Below are 19,976 nucleotides of genomic sequence, written 5' to 3' on the forward strand. Positions count from 1 at the left end.
AAACTGGTCAACCAGCTCCCTCAAGCCCGACCAGAGGAGCATCGTCCCAGAGTTGCATCTCTATGAAGCGATCGTGACGGCGCTGGGGCTCCGATTTCCACCGTGTCACCGGCAGGCCCTCTTGCGCGATCAGCTCGACGATTTCCGCCAAAGTGAAAAGCTTGCCGTGGTGAGGCAGCCGTTCGGCTGCGAGATCGTCGCGGAACCCGATCAGATAACTCGTCATGCTGTCGGGATAGGTGAAGGTGATCGAATCTGGCGGCAAGCTTGCGAGAGGCAGCACACAGGAGCGAAGCCGCGACGGGTCGGCGCCGTCGGACATGTCACCCAGAAAGAAATAGATCGGATGCTGTCGCTTCGGGACTCCGAGCTTTCGGGTCCGCTCTGACAACAACCACGCCTCGGTCGCTCTCCGGCGAGCGAGATAATTTGGCCTGATCGAACGGTGGCCTGCGTTTGCGATCGAGGCCAGCACGCTCTGGGCAGCGTCGTCGGAAAGGCTGCACAGATTTCTGAATGCCCCGCGCTCGGGATCGAAGTTATGAGTGACGACCGCGGGGAGCCGATAGGCGTCGCGGTCGTCCATGGAATCACCCCTCCCCGAACACCCGCGCGAAGATCGTGTCGACATGCTTGAAGTGGTAGCCCTCGTCGAACATCGCTTCGAGCTGGGCGGGGGAGAGGCGAGCGGTCACGTCGCGGTCCGCAAGGAGGTTCGTGAGGAAGTCCTCCCCATGCTCCCAGGTGCGCATCGCGTTGCGCTGGACCATGGCATAGCTGTCCTCGCGGCTGGCGCCGGCCTGGGTCAGCGCCAGCAGCACGCGCTGGGAGTTGTGCAGCCCGCCGAGCCGGTCGAGATTGCGGCGCATGTTCTGCGGATAGATCAGCAGCTTGTCGACGACGCCGGTGAGGCGCGCCAGCGCGAAATCGAGCGTCACGGTCGCGTCGGGGCCGATCATGCGCTCGACCGAGGAATGCGAGATATCGCGCTCGTGCCAGAGCGCCACGTTTTCGAGCGCCGGCACCACCATGCCGCGCACGAGCCGGGCGAGGCCGGTGAGGTTCTCGGTCAGCACGGGGTTGCGCTTGTGCGGCATCGCCGAGGAGCCCTTCTGGCCCGGCGAGAAGAACTCCTCCGCCTCATAGACCTCGGTGCGCTGCAGATGGCGGATCTCGGTCGCCAGCCGCTCGATCGAGGAGGCGACGACGCCGAGCGTCGCGAAATACATCGCGTGCCGGTCGCGCGGGATCACCTGCGTCGAGACCGGCTCGACGGTCAGCCCCATCTTCTGCGCGACATAGGCTTCGACCTGCGGGTCGATATTGGCGAAGGTGCCGACGGCGCCCGAAATGGCGCAGGTCGCGATCTCGGCGCGGGCTGCGACGAGGCGGGCCCGGCAGCGATCGAACTCGGCATAGGCCTGGGCGAGCTTGAGCCCAAAGGTCACCGGCTCGGCATGAATGCCATGCGAGCGGCCGATCGTCGGGGTGAATTTGTGCTCGAAGGCGCGACGCTTGATCGCCGCCAGCAGCGCATCGACATCGGCGATCAAGAGGTCGGTGGCGCGGGCGAGCTGCACCGACAGCGTCGTGTCGAGAATGTCCGAGGAGGTCATGCCCTGATGGACGAAGCGGGCTTCCGGCCCGACGATCTCGGCCAGATGTGTCAGGAAGGCGATGACGTCATGCTTGGTGACGCGCTCGATCTCGTCGATGCGCGCGACGTCGAACTCGACATCCCTCGCCTTGGCCCAAATCGTCGCGGCGGCCTCCTTCGGCACGACGCCGAGCTCGGCGAGCTTGTCGGTGGCATGCGCCTCGATCTCGAACCAGATCCTGAACCGGGTCTGCGGCTCCCAGATGGCGACCATTTCGGGGCGGGAATAGCGGGGGATCATCGTCTCGTCCTCGTCATCCAATGAGCCCTCATTCTGAGGAGCGCTCCGAAGGAGCGCGTCTCGAAGGATGGTCCAGAGGGCGCTGGAGCATCCTTCGAGACGCCGCTTCGCGGCTCCTCAGGATGAGGGCTGCGAACTCGTCAAACCCAATCGCCCCGCGCGGCCTCGGCCGCCTTGCGGATCGCTTCGATATTTCCGGCATAGGCGGCAGGCCCGCCCTTGAACACGGCAGAGCCCGCCACCAGCGTGTCGGCCCCGGCCTTCACCACCAGCGGTGCGGTCTGCGGCGTCACGCCGCCATCGATCTCGAGCGTGATCGGCCGGCCGCCGATCAGCGCCTTCACCTGCGAAACCTTCTCGACCACCGAGCGAATGAAGCTCTGCCCGCCGAAGCCGGGATTGACCGTCATCAGCAGGATGAGATCGACCTCCTCGATCAGCGCCTCGGCGGCGCTCGCAGGCGTGCCGGGGTTGAGCACGATGCCGGCCTTCTTCCCCTGCGCCTTGATCGCCTGCAGCGTGCGGTGCGGATGCGGCCCCGCCTCGACATGGAAGGAGATGAGATCGGCGCCCGCCTTGGCGAAGGCCTCGATGTAGGGATCGACCGGCGCGATCATCAGATGGACGTCGAAGAACTTGTCCGTATGCGGGCGGATCGCCTTCAGCACGTCCGGGCCGAAGGTGATGTTGGGCACGAAATGCCCATCCATCACGTCGCAATGGATCCAGTCCGCGCGAGCGGCATCGATCGCGCGCACCTCTTCGCCCAGCTTCGAGAAATCGGCCGAGAGAATGGAAGGGGCGATGCGGATGGCGGTGCTCATGGCGGCGGTTTAGCGCCCGGGCTACGCCTTCGCAATCACCAAACCGGCGCGGGCCTCACCCACCGGCAGGGGCGGGATGCGCCTGGCCACGCCCCACGCGCCGCGCCAGCCCGGCCAGCAGCCAGGGCAGCAGATAGATCGGGAACTGCGCCAGCGCGAAATAAAGGAAGGTGTTCGGCGAGATGCCCGTCCCCATGGCCGCGACCAGCAACCCCATATTCCGCTGGCCGCTGCCATAGCCGACCATGAAGCGCTCGGGCGCGGGCAGAAGCCGCAGCACGAGCCAGGCCGAGGCCAGCCCGGCGGCCGACATCCCGAAGACGCAGGCGAGGACGAGCAGCACCAGCCGCGGCTGGGCCATCGCGGCGGCCGTGACACCGTCCATCGCCGCGATGGCGAAAATGAAATACATCAGCACGCCGAAGCCATCGAGCTCCGCCTTGATCGCCCGGATGCGCGACCCGCCCAGCCGCCAGCGCAGCAGCGTCGCCACCGCCATGCCGCCGCCGATAAAGATCAGCAGCCGCAGCATCAGCGCGGTACGGTCCAGCGGCACGGCCGCGCCGGCCAGCCAGTCCAGCAGCAGCGGCGCGACCAGCGGGCTCGCCACCGTGGTCATGAGCACGCTCGCAATGATCAGCGAGGGCTCGAAGCCGTAGAGGATCGCCACGGCCGGCGAAGACATGATCGGCGGCGCGGCTCCCATGATCGCCAGCCCGAGCAGAATGCCGGGATCGAGGCTCTCGCGCCCGACGATCCCCAGCGCGGCGCCGATCAGAAGCGCGGGCGCCACCGCGAGCCAGAGGCAAGTCGCCGCCAGCCGGGCCGGCCGGCGCACCAGCCGCAGCGTGACGCCGAGATCGAGCCTCATGAACACGATGGTCGTGAAGCAGAAGATGGTGACGGGCAGCACCGGCCGCGCCGCCGCCGAAAATTGCGGCAGCGCCAGACCGAGCAGGATCGAGAGGGCGAATCCCTGCGTTCCGTGGCGCCCCAGCCAGCCGAGGGCGGAGGCGAGATGAGCGGCTGCGCGCATGGGCCCCGTCGCATGAATCGATCGCGGAAAGAGGCCTCAGACTGGCTCACCCGCACCGGCCCGTCACCCCGCTCTGGCGCAATCCGATCCTGCGCCGGCATAAAATTGCGCGACATACCGAGAAAGGCCGTTGTGAGCCTCTCATTGACGCCAGAACGCCGGCATGTTCGACGAAAGATCGCCGGATTTGCCGCAGAAACACGCGCAGCCGCTGACAGATGCGCCGGTTCGGTTATTCTACGGCCCCGGGGATTGGTGGGGTCATCGTCATGCGGGTGGATACGATCGTTCTGGGTGCCGGCATCGTCGGCATTTCCGTGGCCCTTCATCTGCAAAAGGCGGGCCGTTCGACGCTGCTCGTCGACAAGCGGGCGCCGGGCGAGGAGACCAGCTACGGCAATGCCGGGCTGATCCAGCGCGAGGGCGTCTATCCTTATGGCTTCCCTCATGATTTCGGCGCGCTGCTGCGCTATGCGCGCAACAACACCATCGACGCGCATTACCATTGGCAGGCGATCCCGAAGCTCGCGCCCTTCCTGTTCTCCTACTGGATGCACTCGCGCGCCTCGCAGCACGAGGCGATCGCGCAGAAATACGCCAAGCTGATCGAGCATTCGGTCACCGAGCATGACGCGCTCGCGGCCGAGGCCGGCGCGCAGAACCTGCTGCGCCGCAATGGCTGGATGAAGGTGTTCCGCACGGAGAAGGAGCGCGACGAGCGCCTGGCGGAGGCCGCCCGGTGGAAGCGCGACTTCGGCGTCAACTACCGCGCGCTCGACATGGCGGCCCTGAAGGCGGAGGAGCCGCATCTCGACCATGGCAGCCTGATCGGCGGCCTGCACTGGACCGACCCCGTCACGGTGGTCGATCCGCATGGGCTGTCCAAGGCCTATGTCGCCCAGTTCGAGGCGCTCGGCGGCAGGCTCGCCCTCGGCGATGCCGGCACGCTGAAGCAGGAGGGCGCCGAATGGAGCGTCACCCTCGCCGACGGCTCCATCGCCACGGCCAAGGACGTCGTGATCGCGCTCGGTCCCTGGGCCGATGTTCTGGCCCGCCAGCTCGGCTATCACCTGCCCTTGGCGGTGAAGCGCGGCTACCACATGCACTACAAGCCGCAGGGCAATGCGGTGCTGAACCACCCGGTGCTCGACACCGAGCGCGGCTATTTCCTGGCCCCGATGCTGCAGGGCGTGCGCCTGACGACCGGCGCAGAATTCGCGGATCGCGACGCGGACGCGACGCCGGTGCAGCTCGCCCGCGCTGAACCCATCGCCAAGAGCCTGTTCCCGCTCGGGGAGCGGCTGGATCCGCAGCCCTGGCTCGGCCGCCGGCCCTGCACGCCGGACATGATGCCGATCATCGGCCCCGCCCATAAGCACAAGGGCCTGTGGTTCTCCTTCGGTCACGCCCATCACGGCCTGACGCTGGCCGCCGTCACCGGCCGGATGATCGCGGAAATGGTGACGGGCCAGAAGGTCTTCGTCGACCCCGCGCCCTTCGCGGCGTCGCGCTTCGGCTAGGAATCGCTTTTCCGTCATTGCGAGCCTCAAGCGAAGCAATCCAGGGGCGGCAGCGCTCGACGTCCCCCTTTATTGCTTCGTCGTTTCGCTCCTCGCAATGACGGGCAGGCGAACCGTGCCGAATTGGGGGAGCGCCCCTGCACCACACGCCCTCGCCTGCCGCGGGTGTCCCTGCCAAAGTGCCTCTCCCGATTCCGACCGAGACTTCGCCATGGCCCTCGCCAAACCTCCCGTTCAGGACAATGCCTATGCCGCCGCGCTCGCCCTGCTGGACCGCGTCCCGCTGATCGACGGGCATAACGATCTGCCTTACGTCATCCGCAAGGACCGGCAGGCGAAGGGCGATGTCGCGGCTTATGATCTGAGCAAGGTCCACGCCGAGGTCGACACCGATATTCCGCGCATGCAGGCGGGCAAGCTCGCCGGCCAGTTCTTCGCCGCCTATGTCCCGCCGAACCATCCCAAGCCCGCCGGCTTCGCGCTGGCGCAGATCGCGCTGATGCGCTCGATCATGAAGCGGCACGCCGATGCCTTCCGCCCCGGTCTCTCGGCCGAGGATGTCGAGGACGCCAAGGCGGAGGGTCGCATCGCGCTGTTCATGACGATCGAGAACGGCTCGGCACTCGACAACGAGCTGGACGCGCTCGACGCCTATTACGATCTCGGCGTCCGCCTGATGACGCTCTGTCACAACGACACCCATGACTGGTGCGATTCCGCCACCGATGCGCCGAAGCACAACGGCCTCAGCGCCTTCGGCAAGGACGTCATCCGCCGCATGAACAAGCTCGGCATGGTGGTCGATCTCGCCCATGTCTCGCCCAAGGTCATGCATGACACGCTCGACGTCACGAGCGCGCCGGTCGTCTGGTCTCATTCCAACGCCTTCAGCCTTTGCGACCATCCGCGCAACGTGCCCGACGACGTGCTCGACCGGGTCGCCGGCAATGGCGGCGTGGTGATGGCGACCTTCGTGCCGGATTTCATCAACCAGGCCTCGCGCGACTGGCACCGCCCCGCCAAGGACCAGTATGGCAAGACGCCCGAGGGCATGGACTACGCCAAGGTCGAGGCCGAGATCGAGGCCAAGGTCGGCCCGCGGCCGAAGGCGACGGTTCCGCAATACTGCGACCATGTCGAGTATCTGGCCAAGCGCATCGGCCACGACCATGTCGGCATCGGCTCGGACTTCTTCGGCTGGGTGAACCCGAACGGGCTGGAGGACACCACCACCTTCCCGAACGTGATCGCCGAGCTGATCCGCCGCGGCTGGTCTGAGGAGAACCTCACCAAGCTCGCCGGCGGCAACACGCTGCGGGTGCTGCGCGCGGTCGCGGCCGCCGCCTGAAAGCATCGGGCATCCGATCTTACGCGATCATGATGCTCTGACGTGTTGTTGGAGCATCAGCGCTGGTCGGCCTGTGCCTCGATCCGCACCGCGTCCTCGTGCTCCAGCGTCGGCTCGATCTGCCCCTTCGGATCGGCGCCGGCCCCGTCGAGACGCACGACGCCGGGCGCACGCGAACTCGCCCAGTAGCGCCCGAGCGCCAGCCCGATCGGGACGGCCAGCAACAGGATCGGCGCCAGCCACAGGATCCGATCCTCCCCCACTCGTCCCCCTCCGCGCTCAACCGCCGCTTGACCTGTCGCCCCGCCCGTCCGACAGGACGGGCCGCATCACAGTTTCAGCAACGGTTTCCGCCATGACCGGTTCCGGTACCGACCGCACCCGCCCGGCCGTCGAGGCCCCCGCCCCCGTCGTCATCCTCGTCGAGCCGCAGCTCGCCGAGAATATCGGCATGTGCGCGCGGGCCATGGCGAATTTCGGCCTCTCCGAAATGCGCCTCGTCGCCCCGCGCGACGGCTGGCCGACCGGCGGCGGTTTGAAGAAGGGCGCCACCGCCGCCGCCTCCGGCGCCACGCATATCCTCGAAAACGCCAGGCTCTACGACAGCGCGGCCGACGCCGTCGCCGATCTGAATTATGTGCTCGCCACCACCGCGCGCGAGCGCGGCCAGATGAAGCGCGTCTTCACCCCCGCCGAGGCGATGCCGGACATCGCGGGGCGCGTCGGCGCGGCCGAGCGGGTCGGCATTCTCTACGGGCGCGAGCGCATCGGGCTCACCAATGAGGAGGTGACGCTCGCCGATGCGATCCTCACCTTTCCTGTCAACCCTGCTTTCGCCTCGCTCAATCTCGCCCAGGCCGTGCTGCTCAATGGCTATGAATGGTTCAAGACCACGAACGGCGAGCCGCCCTTCCGCGAGGCCAACCCCTCGCCGCCGGCCAAGCGTGAGATGATCCTGTCGCTCTTCGACTACCTGGAAGAAGAACTCGACGTCAGCGGCTTCTTCCCGCCCGGCAAGAAGCCGGTCATGACCGCCAATCTGCGCGATATCCTGCACCGCCTCGACATGACCGAGCAGGAGACGCGCACCCTGCGCGGCGTCTTCAAATCGCTGGTCGAGGGGCCGAGGAAGGCGAGGCTGCTGGCGCGGCAGGCAGAGGAAGAAAGTTAGTCAGCCCTCATACGGAGGACTGCCCCAAGGCCCGTCTTGACGGATGGCTTGGGAGATTCCCTAGAGCACGCTGAGTTTCGCCGAAGCACCCCCGTCATCCTGGGCTTGCCCCGGGATCCATCGAAGGGCTTCGGAGCTTGACGATGGATCCCGGAGCGGCGCTGCTTCGCAGCTTGTCCGGGATGACGCTCTGGTTCCGTGCGAAATCAGCATGCTCCAATCGGCTGGAGATGAGGGCCGCCCCTCGTCCGCGTGACGGCCCATGCGCCAAAGAAAAAGGCCGGCTCCGAAGAGCCGGCCTTGCTTGGACCGGGAGGGTCTCGAAACACCCCGGCTCAGAACTGGTATTTCAGCGTCGCCTTCACCGTGCGTCCCGGCTCGCTGTAATAGGCAGTCGGCTGCGGGCGCGAGAGCGGGACATTGACCGCGTCGAAATATTTGCGGTCGAAGATGTTGTAGACGCCGACCTGCAATTCGAGATCGGCGATCTGCGGAGCCGGCCGCCACCAGGCCGAGGCATTGAAGATCGCATAGCCCGGCGCCTTGAAGCCGGAGCCGTCGCTCGTCACCGCGACGTCGTCACGCTTGCCGGCGAGCTTGGCCGAGACTTCGCCCCCCCAGCGGTCGGTGCCATAGGCGACGGCGACGATGCCCTGCATCGGCGAGATCGAGTTCAGGAAGGTATTGTCCTGCTTGTTGATGCCGCGGGTATAGGCGAAGGAGCCGCGCAGCAGCCAGTTCTGCGCGAAGGCATATTGCCCGTTCACCTCAACGCCCTGGATCTCGGCCTGCGCAATGTTGCGATAGCCGGTGATACCGCCCTGCGGGTAGAGGCCTCCCGCCGCCGCGACCTGATAGGTCTCGATGAAGTTGCGGTAATCGGTGTGGAAATAGGTTACCGAGCCGCCGAGGTCCTTGTCGCCGAAGCGCAGGCCGACATCGACGCCATTGCCGATCTCGGGCCGCAGATCGGCATTGCCCTGCCTCAGATAGGTGCCCACCGCACCGAAGCGGCCATAGAGCTCATTGGCGGTCGGAGCGCGGAAAGTCTTGGACCATTGCGCGAAGATCGTCAGGTCCTTGATATAGGGAGCGTTCTTCAGGAGGTCGTATTCGGCCCGGATGCGCGGCGACCAGGCGGAATCGCTCGATGAGGGCGGCAGCGCGCCGGGATAGGAGGCGCTCGTCGTATAGGCCGGCGTGTTCTGCGGCTTCTCCTCATACCAGTCGAAGCGCGCGCCCGGCGTGAAGCGCAGCCGGTTCTCGATGAAGCCGATCTGGTCATGCAGATAGAGCCCGACGCGGCGCCCGTCGACATCCGGCTGGTCGGCCTGGTTGGTGTGCAGGTTGTTGCAGCCGCGCAGCGCCGCCGGATAGGGCGGATTCGCCGGGCAGCCATCGATGCCGGCAGTGTACTGCTTCAGCTTCGTCGCGGCGATGTCGGCGCCCATCGTCACGCGGTGAGAGGCGATGCCGGTCTGGAAGCTCTTGATCGCATACCCCTCGAATCCATAGGAATCCTGGTCGAGTTCGCCGTTGCGGGTGTAGAGGCCGAGCGGCGCGCTGGTGAAGCGCCGCGCCCAGGCGAGCTGATTGCGCGTGACGTTCTGCCAGTAGAGCGAGGCATGAGCCTCGTCGAGGAATGAGCCGGGCAGCTTGTAGTCATAGCTGAGGGAGACGCGCTTGCGCTCCACATCCTCGCCGCTCTGGTAGGAGCCGGGGCGGTAATTGCCCGTCAGCGAGACCGTGTTGTCCAGGTTCTGGGTCCGGTCGCTGCGCTTGAAGAGCTCGCCCGTCAGGCCGAAGCGATGCACCTCGTCGACATAGTGATAGACCTTGCCCAGCAGATTGTACTGGTTGAAGTCGCTCGGGTTGGGGGCGGTGCGCGTCGCGCCGATCGTCTTGATGTCGCCCTTGCTGCCGACCTCGTGCCCGTCGCGGAAGCCCGCCTGGAACAGGAACCAGGTATTGTTAAGCCTTGCCGCAGTCGCGGCGCTGCCGAACCAGGCGCGATCCGTGCTGTCGTAGCCGCTCTTGGCGAGCGCCCCATAGCTGCGGCCGTTGCGAATGAGGTCCTCCGGATCGAGCGTGCGCACGGCGAGCGCGCCACCCAGCGCGCCACTGCCCAGCGTGCTCGCGCCGCTGCCGCCGCGCAGCAGATCGAGCGTCGAGAGCGAGTCGAAGTCGAAGGCGTTGGTCGATCCCTTGCTGATGCGCGCATCGATCAGGAAGGGCTGGCGGATGCCGTCCACCGTGGTCAGCACGCGCGCGCCCTCGAGCCCGCGAATATTCACCGAATTCGTCGCGCGGTTGAAGGCGATGCCGGCCTCGACCCGCTGCGACAGCTCGGAAATGCTCTGCACCTGATTGCGATCGAGTTCCTCGCGCGTCACCCGCGTCGTCGTGGGGCCGGCCAGCAGCGCCCCGCCCGGCTGGCCCTGCCCCTGCACGGTGATCTGGTCCAGCACCACCGGCGCATCCGCCGCGGGCGCTGCCCCCTGTCCCCGTTGCTGCTGCGCCTGCGCGGCCGAAGCCGCGAGCAGGGCCAGCGTCAGACTGCCCAGCGCCACGCCACCGCGAAGCTTGTCGAAATGTCCGCCCATCGCCCGGTCCCGTCTTCGCCGGCCGACCGAAGCCGCTGCGGCGAGATTAAAATGAGTAAAAACAATGCCCTATGTCTCATCATCAGGCCGGACCGCCATAGGATCGACAATATTCGCTGTCAATTACTGAATCACACAAAGCAAAACTATAGAATCAATCAAATACAGAACTATTCTAATTCTCAAATTCGCATCAGCCTGCGGAGCGCTCTCTCCGCCTCCCGATCTCGTGATCGCGAACCGCGCCGGCCGGTCATTGCAGCGCAGCGAATGAAGCGCATCTTGGCTGTCATGAATCAGCGCTACGCCGCCCCGAGCAGACGCACCATCCTGGCAGGAGGCGCCGCCATGGCCGCGGGATTTGCCATTGCCGGCGCGGCGCAGGCCGCGGCGGATGTCGATGTCGTGATCATCGGCGCCGGCGCTGCTGGGCTGGCGGCCGGCCACGCGCTGAAGGCCGGCGGGCGCCGCGCCGTGCTGCTTGAGGCGCGCGGCCGCATCGGCGGGCGGGCCTTCACCGATACCTCGCTCGGCCCGGCCTATGATGCGGGGGCGATGTTCATCCACTGGGCCGAGACGAACCCCTGGGTCGAGATCGCGCGCGAGCTCGGTGTGCCGACGGCGCCCGAAAGCTGGGGCGGCGGCTTCCGCGCCTATGCTGACGGCAGGCCGATGCAGGACAGCGACCGCCGACGCCGGCGCGAGGCCTTCCGCCAGATCGACAGGCGATTGGAGACGGACGCCATCGGCAAGCGCGATCTCTCGGTCGCACAACTCCTCGGCGATCTCGGCCCGGACATGGCGCCTGTCGCCTCCTCCGGGCTTCTGCTGTCGATCGGCGAGGAATCGGATCGCATCTCCGCCCGCGATTACCAGCGCCTCTGGTCGGGTGAGGATCTGATCGTGCCGAGCGGTTACGGCGCGCTCGTCGCCCGCCATGGCGCCGGGCTCGACATCCGCCTGAACCAGCCGGTCGAGGAGATCCGCTGGGATGGCCCGGTCGTCGCCGTCACCACCGCCTCCGGCACGCTGACCGCACGGGCCTGCATCGTGACCGTGCCGGTCGGCGTGCTCAAGGCGGGCGCGATCCGCTTCGTCCCGGCGCTGCCGACGCAGACACAGGGTGCGCTCGCCGGGCTCCAGATGGGCGCTCTGACGAAGATCGCGCTGAAGACCGAGGGCGACCGCTTCGGCGTCGAGCCCGGCACGACGCTCATCGAGGCCGGCAAGCCGGAGGAGATGATCAGCTTCGACATGTATCCGGACGGCAAGGACATCGTGATCGGCTATTGCGGCGGCGATTTCGCGCGCAAGCTGTCGCAGGCCGGCACGCAAGCTGCCCGCGACCATGCGACCGGCCTGCTCGCGCGCATGGTCGGCGAGGATTTTCGGGAGACGGTCAAGGCCTGCTCATTCCCCGCCTGGTGGACCGATCCTTATGCCAAGGGCTCCTATTCCGTCTGCGCACCGGGCCATGACGGCGCGCGCGAGGCGCTGGCCCGGCCCATCGGCGGCAAGCTCCTGATCGCGGGCGAGGCCACGGCCGGGGGCGGCGCCATGACCGTGGGCGGGGCGACTCTGGCGGGGCGCGCGGCGGCGGCCACCCTGCTGAAGCTCAAGGCCTGACGGCGCGTCTCAGCCGCTCGACAGGTCGAGCTCCCATGTCTCGCCGACGAGGTCCTGCCCGAAGGAGCGATGGCGCTCTTCGGCGACGAGCCTGAAGCCTTCCGCCGCATAGATCGCCCGCGCGGCGTGCAGGACATCGTTCGTCCACAGCACCATGCGCCGATATCCTGCCAGGCGCGCGAAGCCGATCGCTTCGGCGACGAGCCGCTTGCCGAGGCCCCGCCCCTGGGCGCGCTTCTCGACGAGGACGAGCCGGAGCTTCGCCGTCATATCGTCCGCCTCGACCACGAAGGCCGATCCCGCCGGGCTTCCGTCGACATCAGCCATGAAGCAGCGCTCGCGGCCAGGCTTGAAGTTGCGCAGGAACTCGCCCGCGATCTCGGCCACGAGCGCCTCGAAGCCAATGTCCCAACCAAGCTCGTCGCAATAGAGCCGCGCATGCGCACCGACGACCCACCCCATATCGCCGGGGCGGTGCTCGCGGATCGAGACGGAACCATCGCTTCGCCCCCCGCCCAGCAGCGCTTCGGTGTCGCCGAGCGCCGTGATCAGGCGCGTGGTTTCCGAGGCTGACAGCCTCGCGACGATCCTTTCGGCCTGGGCGCGGGATGCGCGCTCGAGCGATGCGAAGATGCCGCGGCCGCTTCCGGTCAAGGAGAGCGCAAAGGCGCGCCCGTCGAACGCCGAGCGCTGCCGGATCAGCCAGCCCTGAGCTTCGAATCGTTTGAGGATGCGGGACAGATAGGCTGGGTCCAGCGCCAGGGCCTGCGCCAAGTCTCCGGCCCGCCCCTCTTCGATCTGGGCGAGTTCATAGAGCACCCGCGCCTCGGTCAGCGTGAGGCCCGAGCCATGCAGATCGCCGCCGAGCGCTCCCACCCAGCGCGTGTGAAACCGGTTGAAGCGGCGGATCGCCGCCACCGCCTCTGAATCGCTCTCCGACATGCCCGGCCCTCCGTATGCGAGGAGAGTCGAAATTAATGGACGGAGTCAACTAAATCGTGACATGGCCTTTCCGGCCGCGTTCACCCCCGCTTAACGCCTCTCTGGCGCAATGCGGCTTTGATTTTTGGCGGCGCGCGCATGCAGCACGACCTTCTTGCCGGGACGGGATACCGCCCTCTGTCGCTTCCCCGCACGCAGCCGACCATTCTGGTCTTCGATTCCGGTCTCGGGGGTTTGAGCGTCCTGTCGCAGGTCACGCGCGCCTGCCCGGGGGCGAATATCGTCTATGCAGCGGACGATGCCGGCTTTCCCTATGGCCGACTCCCGGAGGCGGCGCTCGTCGATCGCGTTCTGGCGGTCATGGAGCGCCTCACCAGCCGATTCCATCCCGATCTGGCGGTCATCGCCTGCAACACAGCCTCGACGCTGGTGCTGCCGGCGCTGCGGGCCCGTTTTGCGATTCCCTTCGTCGGCACCGTGCCGGCGATCAAGCCGGCGGCGGCCGAGACCCGCACGGGCCTGATCTCCTTGCTGGCGACGCCCGGCACCGTCGCCCGCGACTATACCCGCGGGCTGATCGAAACCTATGCGGCCGGGCATGAGGTGACGCTCGTGGGCGCGACCCGCCTCGCTGCTCTGGCCGAATGCGCGCTCAAGGGCGAACCGGTCGATGACGAGGCCATCCGCGGCGAGATCGCATCCTGCTTCGTCGAGCGCGAGGGCCGGCGTACCGACGTCGTGACCCTTTCCTGCACGCATTACCCGCTGCTGCTCGAACGGATGAAGCGGCTCGCGCCCTGGCCTGTCACCTGGATCGACCCGGCGCCGGCCATCGCCAAGCGCGTCGCCGATCTCCTCGGCCCCGCCGCGCTCCTCCTGCCGCCGGAATCCATGGCGGTATTCACGAGCGGCACGCAGCTGTGCGACCCGCTTCGGATCGCGCTCGCGGGCTACGGCCTTGCGCAGATCACCATCGAGCCGATGCCGCTGCCTTCCAGATCCACCGGCTGCTGAGGAACCCGCGCGAGCCCTGGAACGTTTGCCCACCCGGCGACAGTTCCAGGGAGAACCAATTCCATGAAGAAGCTGCTCCTGCTAGCGGCCCTCGGCCTCGGCCTCGCCTTCGGAGGGTTAGGCGGCGCGTCCGAAGCTCAGGCCCAGCCCCATCGAGACGGCTGGCACCGCGGCCACGGCCCGCATGCCATGTATCGCCACGGCCCGCGCCGTCATCATGGCTGGGACCGCGGCCATCATCGCGGCTGGTACAAACACCGCCCGCGTCATCACCGCGCTTATCGCTACTGACTCCACTGCCGGAGCGGCGCAAAAGCGCCGAGCCGGCTTCACGGGATTTGACTTCGCACGCGGCTTGCGCCATATCGCCGGGCGTCGCGCGGCTCCTCACGGGGCCGCGTGACTTTTTCCGCACCCGCGATCCGCTCTCCTTCGGGAGCCGGATCTGTCGCTTCCGCCCGATGCGGAAGAGCAGGAGGGCGCGGTCCTCACCTCGCGAACCTGAGAGGACACGCGACATGTCGAAGCGCCATGAGGCGAAGTACAAGATTGACCGCCGCCTCGGTCAGAACATCTGGGGCCGTCCCAAGTCCCCGGTCAACCGCCGCGAATACGGCCCTGGCCAGCACGGCCAGCGCCGCAAGGGCAAGCCGTCCGACTTCGGCACCCAGCTGCGCGCCAAGCAGAAGCTGAAGGGCTATTACGGCTCGATCTCCGAGAAGCAGTTCCGCCGCTACTACGCCGAGGCGATCCGCCTGAAGGGTGACTCGGGCGAGAACCTGATCGGCCTGCTCGAGCGCCGTCTGGACGCGGTGATCTTCCGCGCCAAGTTCGTCCCGACCGTCTTCGCCGCCCGCCAGTTCGTCAACCACGGCCATCTCACCGTGAACGGCAAGCGCGTGAACATCGCCTCCTATCAGGTGAAGCCGGGCGACGTGATCGCGGTCAAGGAGAGCTCCAAGCAGCTCGCCATCGTCATCGAGGCAGCCGCTCTCGCCGAGCGTGACGTGCCGGACTACATCGACGCCGACCACACCAAGTTCTCCGCCACCTACACCCGCACGCCCACGCTGACGGACGTGCCCTATGCGGTGCAGATGGAGCCGAACCTGGTCATCGAGTTCTACTCGCGCTGATACGACACGCCGGTGCCATGGGCGCCGGCACGACAAGACGAAGGGGCGGCGGTTTTCCGCCGCCCCTTTTTTTACCGAGTGACCGGCGCTGCCGGTCGAAAGCCGCGACCGGATCGACCTTCCCGATGACGATGCGCGCCCCGAGGTCTCACATCTTCGCAACCGGCCTCGTCGCCGCGATCGCGCTCCTTTTCACCGTGACGGTGGCGGATACGGCCCGTGCCGAGGTGCGCTTCGGCGGCAATGTGCGCGTCGGCGGCCACGATTTCTCGCATCGCAGCTACGATCGCAAGCGCCGGGCCGTGATCCATATCCATGAGGGTCGCCCGGCCAGGCCCGGCTGCAGCTGGCGCGCCGATGGTCGCGGCGGCCGGGTCCAGACCTGCCATCTGCAGCGGCGCCACTGAGCCGCGACCGCCTCCATCGGCTCAAAGATGCGAGCCGACCTCATCGCGGAAGTAGTGGCAGCCGAGGCACAGGCAGCCGATCAGGATCGACAGCGGCCAAGGCCCGAAGAGGCAGAGCACGAAAACGGAGCCGATGAAGGCCCTCATGCTCCAGATCAGCCAGTTCTGCTTCATGCTTCGCCCTCGCATTGCAGTTCCTGACAAAGCGTAAACGCGAAGACGTAAATCCAAACTGAATCGGTATGGTAAACCGGCGAAGCACAGCGAAATCGGTGGCTTGCGGCCGGCGGCGGAATCCGAATGGCGGCACGGGCTTCCTGTTTGCACGCCAGCGGCTTTGTCGTAGCGTCGCTGCCGTCGCCCCCGGGGCTCGATCGAAAGAGATTCGCATGACCAAGACCCTGCTGATCGCCCTCGCGCTCACCTGCACGGCTAGCTTCGCCCAGGCCCAGAGCTGCACCGTGCAGGCGACCGACAAGAAGCTGGCCGGCGCCGCCAAGATCAGCTTCCTGACCAAATGCGAGAAGGACGCCACCGCCGCCTGCGACAAGCAGGCCGCGGACAAGAAGCTCGCGGGCGCGGCCAAGACGAGCTTCACCAAGAAATGCGTCAACGATTCGGTCGGCGGCTGAGCCCGCTCCGTTACACGAGCCGACGCGATAACCTTCGCCGTCCCGCATCATGTCGGGACGGTGAAGCGATGACGACGTTCAATCGGTCGTGCTGCTTTCCCAGGTGGCGTGGCTGACGGAGGGCAGACGCGCCAGCCGCTCGACGACCTGGTCCAGTTCCTTCGCATCGACGGCTGTGCTGATCAGCTTGGCGACGATGGCGACCACCTCTCCGCCGCGCTCCTGCACCGTGACGTCGCTCGCCGGGTAATGCGCGGTTTCGAGATCCTCGATCACCCGTTCGCGCACCTCCGCCAGAGCTGGCTTGGCCAGCGTCACCACCACCTCATAGGTGGCTTCCAGCGCCTGCTCGTTGAGCGGGATGCGGTTGATCGCATTGACGAGGGGCCGCAGCAGGGTGTTGCCGGCGATGACGAAGAGCGTCACCAGCACCGCCTCGGCCGCCATATCCGCCCCGGCGCAGGCACCCACGGCAGCCGCGCACCAGAGCGTCGCGGCAGTGTTGAGCCCGCGGACGTTCATCCCCTCCTTCATGATCACGCCGGCGCCGAGAAAACCGATGCCGGAGACCACATAGGCGATGACCCGGATGGCGCCGTCGGCGTTGCCCAGCCGCATGGCGAGGTCGACGAAGGCGGCGGCGCCGACCGCGACGAGGACCGCCGTGCGCAGGCCTGCCGTGCGCTGGCGATACTGCCGCTCGGCCCCGATCAGCACGCCTAGCACGAAGGCGACCGACAGGCTGACCACCGAGTCGAGGAAAGGGTAGAGGTCGAAAGTCTGGATGAAGCGCATGGCCGCCGGCTCGCGTTGCGGGCGGTCCATCGCACGAAGAACCCGCCCCCGGCAAGGCGCCGAAGGCGGGTCGCATCAGGCTTCAAAGGGCTGCCGAGCGGGCTGGTCCCGTTTTACTCGTCGTCGCCGTGGCGATCGGGGCCGCCGCGGCGCTCGTCCCGGCGATCCTCGCGCCAGTGACGCGGCCCGCGGTCGCGCTCATGGTCGCGGTCCCAGCCGCCATGCCAGGCTCGCATCTCGCGCATCCGCTCGCGCCCCTGGGCCATCGCCTCGCGCACGGAGCGGCGCAGCACCGTCTTCTGTTCGTCGCTGAGTGTCGTCCAGAGAGGCCGAACGGTGTCGGCCAGTTCCTTGGCGGTGCCGGCGCGCTCGCCGAGGCGCTGGGCGCGCGCGTCGATCTTCTCCATCAGATCGGCATGTCGCAGCCTCTCGCGGGTCTCGCGCATCTGCGTCCAGCGCTCGGCACCCTCGCTCGAGCGCTTGCGCAGCAGCGCCTCCAACCGCTCCCAGGCCGGCACCTGTTCGGGCTTGAGCTTGAGCTCCTCGCGCACCCGTGCGAGCCGCTCGTCCATCCGCGCCTTCATCCGCTCCATGCGCTGCTGGCGCCAGTCGTCGCGGCGCTGCTCGCGGCTTTCCGTCTGTTCGGGCCGGCGCTCTGAGCCCGCGGGCGGAACCGGCTGGGGCTGCGCGAGGGCGAAGGTGCTCGCCAGAGCCGCGATGGACGAGGCGGCGATCAGCGCGATGCGTTTCATGGACTTCTCCTGTCAGGACGCCGGGATGCGTCCATGGGGTTCGACGAGCCGATTGGCGATGGCGACACGATCGACCACCGCCCGTGACCCGCCAATGGCTCAGGGATGAAAAGATCGTAATGTGAAGCGCAACGTGCCCGGCACGTTTCGGTTCGCCTCCGGAGCCTCTCATGCGCAATCTCATCACCGATATCCGTGGCGTCAGCGTCGGCAACGCGCATGACGAAACAGCGGCGACCGGTGTCACCGCCATCCTGTTCGACAAGCCGACCACCGCCTCGGCCGCCGTGCTGGGCGGCGGGCCGGGCACCCGCGACACCGCCCTGCTCGAGCCGGAGATGACGGTCGAGCATATCGACGGCGTCATCCTCTCGGGCGGCTCGGCCTGGGGGCTGGGCGCCGCAGACGGCGCGATGGCGTGGCTCGCCAGCCAGGGGCGCGGCTTCCCGGTCGCCGGCCACCGCATCCCCATCGTGCCGCAGGCGATCCTGTTCGATCTCGCCAATGGCGGCGACAAGAGCTGGGCCTCCGGTGGCGGCGAGGCGCCCTATCGCCGCCTCGGGGCCGAGGCGGCGGCGACCGCCGGCGCCGATTTCGGGCTCGGCACCGCTGGCGCCGGCTTCGGCGCCACCACGGTCAATCTCAAGGGCGGGCTCGGCTCGGCCAGCGCGCGGGCCGCGACCGGCCAGATGGTCGGCGCGATCGTCGCGGTGAACGCGGTCGGCAGCGCCACCATCGGCGAGGGGCCGCATTTCTGGGCTGCGCCCTATGAGCGCGACGGTGAATTCGGCGGCCGCGGCTGGCCGGCGCGCATCGGCCCCGAAAACCTCGCATTGCGCTTCAAGGGCGGCACCGGCCAGAACACCACGATCGCGCTGGTCGCCACCGATGCGGTGCTGACCAAGGCGCAGGCCAAGCGCCTCGCTCTGGCGGCGCATGACGGCCTCGCCCGCGCGCTGCGCCCGGCCCATGCCCCGCTCGACGGCGACATCGTCTTCGCCGCCGCCACCGGCTATAGCGGTGCGCCCTCCGACGCCTTCGCCCTGACCGAACTCTGTGCCACGGCGGCGGACGTTCTGGCGCGGGCCGTCGCGCGCGGCGTCCATGCCGCCAGCGCCCTGCCCTTCGCCAGCGCCCTGCCCGCCTGGCGGGACCGCTTCGGCGGCTGAGGCTTCCAGCCGACAGCCGAATTGGGGTAAGCCTGCTTTATGTCGACCGATGATTTCCTCGCCCGCTTCGGCTCGCCCGGCCAGCGCCAGCCCGATCCCGTCGCCGCCGCCCAGCAGGCGATGCGCAACCCGCTGCCCGCCCGCTTCTACAAGGAAGCCGGGGTGATCGAGCGTGACGGGCTGCACCATGTCGCGCTGGACGGGCGCACGGCCAGGACCCCGGCCCGCAAGCCCCTCGCCGTCTCTTCCCGCTCGGTCGCCGAGGCGCTGGCGGCCGAATGGCAGGCGCAAGAACAGACGATCGACCCGGCCGCCATGCCGCTGACCCGGCTGGTGAATTCGGCGCTGGATGGCGTCGCCGATCAGGACGCCGCCGTCAGGGCCGAAATCGTCCGCTATGCCGGCTCCGACGCGATCTGCTACCGCGCGGGCGAGCCGGAGGCGCTGGTCGAGCGCCAGAATGCGGTCTGGCAGCCCATTCTCTCCGCCGTCGAGGGGCTGATCGGCGCCCGCTTCCTGCTGGCCGAGGGCATCGTCTTCGTCGCTCAGCCGCAGACCACGCTGGATGCCGTCGCAGGCAGGCTGGCAAAGATTTCCGGCCCCGTGGCGCTGGCCGGCGCCCACAACGTCATGACGCTGACGGGCTCGACCATCCTGATGCTGGCGCTCGCCAACGGGCTGATCGACGCCGAGGCGACCTGGACCGCCGCCCATCTCGACGAGGACTACCAGATCGAGGTCTGGGGCCAGGACGAGGAGGCCGCCGAACGCCGCGCGCTCCGCCGCCGCGAGTTCGACGCGGCGGTGCTGCTGCTGAAAGAGGGGTAGAGCCAGCGCCGATCCAGATCCACAGGCCCGCGATGACGGAGTGGCTCGGCGAAAACGCAGCATGGTCTAGCCGAAAGCCGCACAGGCTGGGCGTGGACAGGCAGGCCGGCCCCGCTTAATCCGGATACCGGATCCGCAGCCGGGGTTAGCGCCATGAAAGACGTTCTCGAGCAGCTCGAAGCCCGCCGCGAAGGCGCCCGCAAGGGCGGCGGCGAGAAGCGCATCGAGGCGCAGCACGGCAGAGGCAAGCTGACGGCGCGCGAGCGCATCGAGCT

The 19,976-nt window shown here is 67.7% G+C and carries 21 protein-coding genes and 1 pseudogene; 12 read left to right on the forward strand and 10 right to left on the reverse strand.

Annotated features, from left to right (window positions below):
- Positions 1-7 precede the first annotated feature (7 nt).
- From ACOJTB_RS01140 to ACOJTB_RS01155, 4 genes are all read right to left on the reverse strand, one after another.
- Positions 8-586, reverse strand: a complete 579-nt coding sequence (locus tag ACOJTB_RS01140; protein ID WP_420100675.1) for a hypothetical protein — start codon at positions 584-586, stop codon at positions 8-10.
- 4 nt (positions 587-590) lie between these two features.
- Positions 591-1,898 carry an adenylosuccinate lyase gene (purB, locus tag ACOJTB_RS01145; protein WP_420100676.1) on the reverse strand — a complete coding sequence of 436 codons (1,308 nt, stop codon included), beginning with the start codon at positions 1,896-1,898 and terminating at the stop codon, positions 591-593.
- A 140-nt stretch (positions 1,899-2,038) separates the two neighbouring features.
- On the reverse strand, positions 2,039-2,722 hold the full coding sequence (gene rpe / locus ACOJTB_RS01150; RefSeq protein WP_420100677.1) for a ribulose-phosphate 3-epimerase: 684 nt from the start codon (positions 2,720-2,722) through the stop codon (positions 2,039-2,041).
- Positions 2,723-2,777: 55 nt separating this feature from the next.
- Positions 2,778-3,758, reverse strand: a complete 981-nt coding sequence (locus ACOJTB_RS01155; protein WP_420100678.1) for a hypothetical protein — start codon at positions 3,756-3,758, stop codon at positions 2,778-2,780.
- A gap of 269 nt (positions 3,759-4,027) precedes the next feature.
- Between ACOJTB_RS01155 and ACOJTB_RS01160 the strand changes: the two genes are divergently transcribed.
- A complete protein-coding gene (locus ACOJTB_RS01160; RefSeq protein ID WP_420100679.1) occupies positions 4,028-5,278 on the forward strand; it encodes an NAD(P)/FAD-dependent oxidoreductase in 1,251 nt (416 codons plus the stop codon).
- Between the two features lie 211 nt (positions 5,279-5,489).
- Positions 5,490-6,626, forward strand: coding sequence for a dipeptidase (locus ACOJTB_RS01165; RefSeq protein WP_420100680.1), 1,137 nt, complete (start codon positions 5,490-5,492; stop codon positions 6,624-6,626).
- Between the two features lie 56 nt (positions 6,627-6,682).
- On the opposite strand, the gene ACOJTB_RS01170 is transcribed toward ACOJTB_RS01165, so the two are convergent.
- Entirely contained in the window at positions 6,683-6,889 is a 207-nt protein-coding gene (locus tag ACOJTB_RS01170; protein ID WP_420100681.1) for a hypothetical protein, read from the reverse strand.
- Positions 6,890-6,981: 92 nt separating this feature from the next.
- Here ACOJTB_RS01170 and ACOJTB_RS01175 point away from each other — a divergent pair, with 92 nt between their 5' ends.
- Positions 6,982-7,797, forward strand: a complete 816-nt coding sequence (locus tag ACOJTB_RS01175) for an RNA methyltransferase (protein ID WP_420100682.1) — start codon at positions 6,982-6,984, stop codon at positions 7,795-7,797.
- Between the two features lie 335 nt (positions 7,798-8,132).
- Here the strand turns inward: ACOJTB_RS01175 and ACOJTB_RS01180 are convergent, their stop codons facing one another.
- Positions 8,133-10,400 carry a TonB-dependent hemoglobin/transferrin/lactoferrin family receptor gene (locus ACOJTB_RS01180; RefSeq protein ID WP_420100683.1) on the reverse strand — a complete coding sequence of 756 codons (2,268 nt, stop codon included), beginning with the start codon at positions 10,398-10,400 and terminating at the stop codon, positions 8,133-8,135.
- A gap of 348 nt (positions 10,401-10,748) precedes the next feature.
- On the opposite strand from ACOJTB_RS01180, the gene ACOJTB_RS01185 reads away from it, so the two are divergent.
- Positions 10,749-12,026, forward strand: a complete 1,278-nt coding sequence (locus tag ACOJTB_RS01185; protein ID WP_420100684.1) for a flavin monoamine oxidase family protein — start codon at positions 10,749-10,751, stop codon at positions 12,024-12,026.
- Between the two features lie 9 nt (positions 12,027-12,035).
- Here the strand turns inward: ACOJTB_RS01185 and ACOJTB_RS01190 are convergent, their stop codons facing one another.
- Positions 12,036-12,968 carry a bifunctional helix-turn-helix transcriptional regulator/GNAT family N-acetyltransferase gene (locus ACOJTB_RS01190; protein WP_420100685.1) on the reverse strand — a complete coding sequence of 311 codons (933 nt, stop codon included), beginning with the start codon at positions 12,966-12,968 and terminating at the stop codon, positions 12,036-12,038.
- Positions 12,969-13,106: 138 nt separating this feature from the next.
- Here ACOJTB_RS01190 and murI point away from each other — a divergent pair, with 138 nt between their 5' ends.
- The 4 genes from murI to ACOJTB_RS01210 all read left to right on the forward strand — a co-directional run bounded on the left by murI (position 13,107) and on the right by ACOJTB_RS01210 (position 15,525).
- The gene (gene murI / locus ACOJTB_RS01195; protein WP_420100686.1) at positions 13,107-13,982 is read left to right on the forward strand and encodes a glutamate racemase; all 876 of its coding nucleotides are present in this window, start codon (positions 13,107-13,109) and stop codon (positions 13,980-13,982) included.
- A gap of 63 nt (positions 13,983-14,045) precedes the next feature.
- Entirely contained in the window at positions 14,046-14,273 is a 228-nt protein-coding gene (locus ACOJTB_RS01200; RefSeq protein WP_420100687.1) for a hypothetical protein, read from the forward strand.
- Positions 14,274-14,500: 227 nt separating this feature from the next.
- Positions 14,501-15,118 carry a 30S ribosomal protein S4 gene (rpsD, locus tag ACOJTB_RS01205; RefSeq protein ID WP_420100688.1) on the forward strand — a complete coding sequence of 206 codons (618 nt, stop codon included), beginning with the start codon at positions 14,501-14,503 and terminating at the stop codon, positions 15,116-15,118.
- Positions 15,119-15,243: 125 nt separating this feature from the next.
- Complete coding sequence (locus ACOJTB_RS01210; RefSeq protein ID WP_420100689.1) at positions 15,244-15,525, forward strand: hypothetical protein; 282 nt, start codon at positions 15,244-15,246, stop codon at positions 15,523-15,525.
- Between the two features lie 21 nt (positions 15,526-15,546).
- Here ACOJTB_RS01210 and ACOJTB_RS01215 read toward each other — a convergent pair whose 3' ends face one another.
- Positions 15,547-15,699 (reverse strand): hypothetical protein, encoded by a 153-nt coding sequence (locus ACOJTB_RS01215; protein WP_420100690.1) that lies wholly within the window; start codon positions 15,697-15,699, stop codon positions 15,547-15,549.
- 215 nt (positions 15,700-15,914) lie between these two features.
- Here ACOJTB_RS01215 and ACOJTB_RS01220 point away from each other — a divergent pair, with 215 nt between their 5' ends.
- Positions 15,915-16,157, forward strand: coding sequence for a hypothetical protein (locus ACOJTB_RS01220; protein ID WP_420100691.1), 243 nt, complete (start codon positions 15,915-15,917; stop codon positions 16,155-16,157).
- Positions 16,158-16,235: 78 nt separating this feature from the next.
- Here the strand turns inward: ACOJTB_RS01220 and ACOJTB_RS01225 are convergent, their stop codons facing one another.
- The gene (locus tag ACOJTB_RS01225; protein ID WP_420100697.1) at positions 16,236-16,952 is read right to left on the reverse strand and encodes an MgtC/SapB family protein; all 717 of its coding nucleotides are present in this window, start codon (positions 16,950-16,952) and stop codon (positions 16,236-16,238) included.
- 113 nt (positions 16,953-17,065) lie between these two features.
- Complete coding sequence (locus tag ACOJTB_RS01230) at positions 17,066-17,704, reverse strand: Spy/CpxP family protein refolding chaperone (protein WP_420100692.1); 639 nt, start codon at positions 17,702-17,704, stop codon at positions 17,066-17,068.
- Between the two features lie 170 nt (positions 17,705-17,874).
- Here ACOJTB_RS01230 and ACOJTB_RS01235 point away from each other — a divergent pair, with 170 nt between their 5' ends.
- The 3 genes and pseudogenes from ACOJTB_RS01235 to ACOJTB_RS01245 all read left to right on the forward strand — a co-directional run.
- Positions 17,875-18,873, forward strand: a complete 999-nt coding sequence (locus ACOJTB_RS01235) for a P1 family peptidase (RefSeq protein ID WP_420100693.1) — start codon at positions 17,875-17,877, stop codon at positions 18,871-18,873.
- A gap of 39 nt (positions 18,874-18,912) precedes the next feature.
- The gene (locus tag ACOJTB_RS01240; RefSeq protein WP_420100694.1) at positions 18,913-19,701 is read left to right on the forward strand and encodes an ATP12 family chaperone protein; all 789 of its coding nucleotides are present in this window, start codon (positions 18,913-18,915) and stop codon (positions 19,699-19,701) included.
- A gap of 153 nt (positions 19,702-19,854) precedes the next feature.
- Positions 19,855-19,976, forward strand: a pseudogene (locus ACOJTB_RS01245) (carboxyl transferase domain-containing protein); the annotation flags it as partial.

Origin of the sequence: Allobosea sp., from assembly GCF_048595345.1 — a bacterium.
Classification (GTDB): Bacteria; Pseudomonadota; Alphaproteobacteria; order Rhizobiales; family Beijerinckiaceae; genus Allobosea.

Excerpts from the sequence above, each read along its gene's own strand:
- ACOJTB_RS01225 (WP_420100697.1), bottom strand. The coding sequence starts at position 16,952 with ATGCGCTTCATCCAGACTTTCGACCTCTACCCTTTCCTCGACTCGGTG.
- ACOJTB_RS01215 (WP_420100690.1), bottom strand. The coding sequence starts at position 15,699 with ATGAAGCAGAACTGGCTGATCTGGAGCATGAGGGCCTTCATCGGCTCC.
- ACOJTB_RS01175 (WP_420100682.1), top strand. The coding sequence starts at position 6,982 with ATGACCGGTTCCGGTACCGACCGCACCCGCCCGGCCGTCGAGGCCCCC.
- rpsD (WP_420100688.1), top strand. The coding sequence starts at position 14,501 with ATGTCGAAGCGCCATGAGGCGAAGTACAAGATTGACCGCCGCCTCGGT.
- ACOJTB_RS01160 (WP_420100679.1), top strand. The coding sequence starts at position 4,028 with ATGCGGGTGGATACGATCGTTCTGGGTGCCGGCATCGTCGGCATTTCC.
- ACOJTB_RS01220 (WP_420100691.1), top strand. The coding sequence starts at position 15,915 with ATGACCAAGACCCTGCTGATCGCCCTCGCGCTCACCTGCACGGCTAGC.
- murI (WP_420100686.1), top strand. The coding sequence starts at position 13,107 with ATGCAGCACGACCTTCTTGCCGGGACGGGATACCGCCCTCTGTCGCTT.
- rpe (WP_420100677.1), bottom strand. The coding sequence starts at position 2,722 with ATGAGCACCGCCATCCGCATCGCCCCTTCCATTCTCTCGGCCGATTTC.
- ACOJTB_RS01140 (WP_420100675.1), bottom strand. The coding sequence starts at position 586 with ATGGACGACCGCGACGCCTATCGGCTCCCCGCGGTCGTCACTCATAAC.
- ACOJTB_RS01240 (WP_420100694.1), top strand. The coding sequence starts at position 18,913 with ATGTCGACCGATGATTTCCTCGCCCGCTTCGGCTCGCCCGGCCAGCGC.
- ACOJTB_RS01210 (WP_420100689.1), top strand. The coding sequence starts at position 15,244 with ATGACGATGCGCGCCCCGAGGTCTCACATCTTCGCAACCGGCCTCGTC.
- ACOJTB_RS01185 (WP_420100684.1), top strand. The coding sequence starts at position 10,749 with ATGGCCGCGGGATTTGCCATTGCCGGCGCGGCGCAGGCCGCGGCGGAT.
- ACOJTB_RS01200 (WP_420100687.1), top strand. The coding sequence starts at position 14,046 with ATGAAGAAGCTGCTCCTGCTAGCGGCCCTCGGCCTCGGCCTCGCCTTC.
- ACOJTB_RS01155 (WP_420100678.1), bottom strand. The coding sequence starts at position 3,758 with ATGCGCGCAGCCGCTCATCTCGCCTCCGCCCTCGGCTGGCTGGGGCGC.
- ACOJTB_RS01180 (WP_420100683.1), bottom strand. The coding sequence starts at position 10,400 with ATGGGCGGACATTTCGACAAGCTTCGCGGTGGCGTGGCGCTGGGCAGT.
- ACOJTB_RS01165 (WP_420100680.1), top strand. The coding sequence starts at position 5,490 with ATGGCCCTCGCCAAACCTCCCGTTCAGGACAATGCCTATGCCGCCGCG.
- purB (WP_420100676.1), bottom strand. The coding sequence starts at position 1,898 with ATGATCCCCCGCTATTCCCGCCCCGAAATGGTCGCCATCTGGGAGCCG.
- ACOJTB_RS01190 (WP_420100685.1), bottom strand. The coding sequence starts at position 12,968 with ATGTCGGAGAGCGATTCAGAGGCGGTGGCGGCGATCCGCCGCTTCAAC.
- ACOJTB_RS01235 (WP_420100693.1), top strand. The coding sequence starts at position 17,875 with ATGCGCAATCTCATCACCGATATCCGTGGCGTCAGCGTCGGCAACGCG.
- ACOJTB_RS01230 (WP_420100692.1), bottom strand. The coding sequence starts at position 17,704 with ATGAAACGCATCGCGCTGATCGCCGCCTCGTCCATCGCGGCTCTGGCG.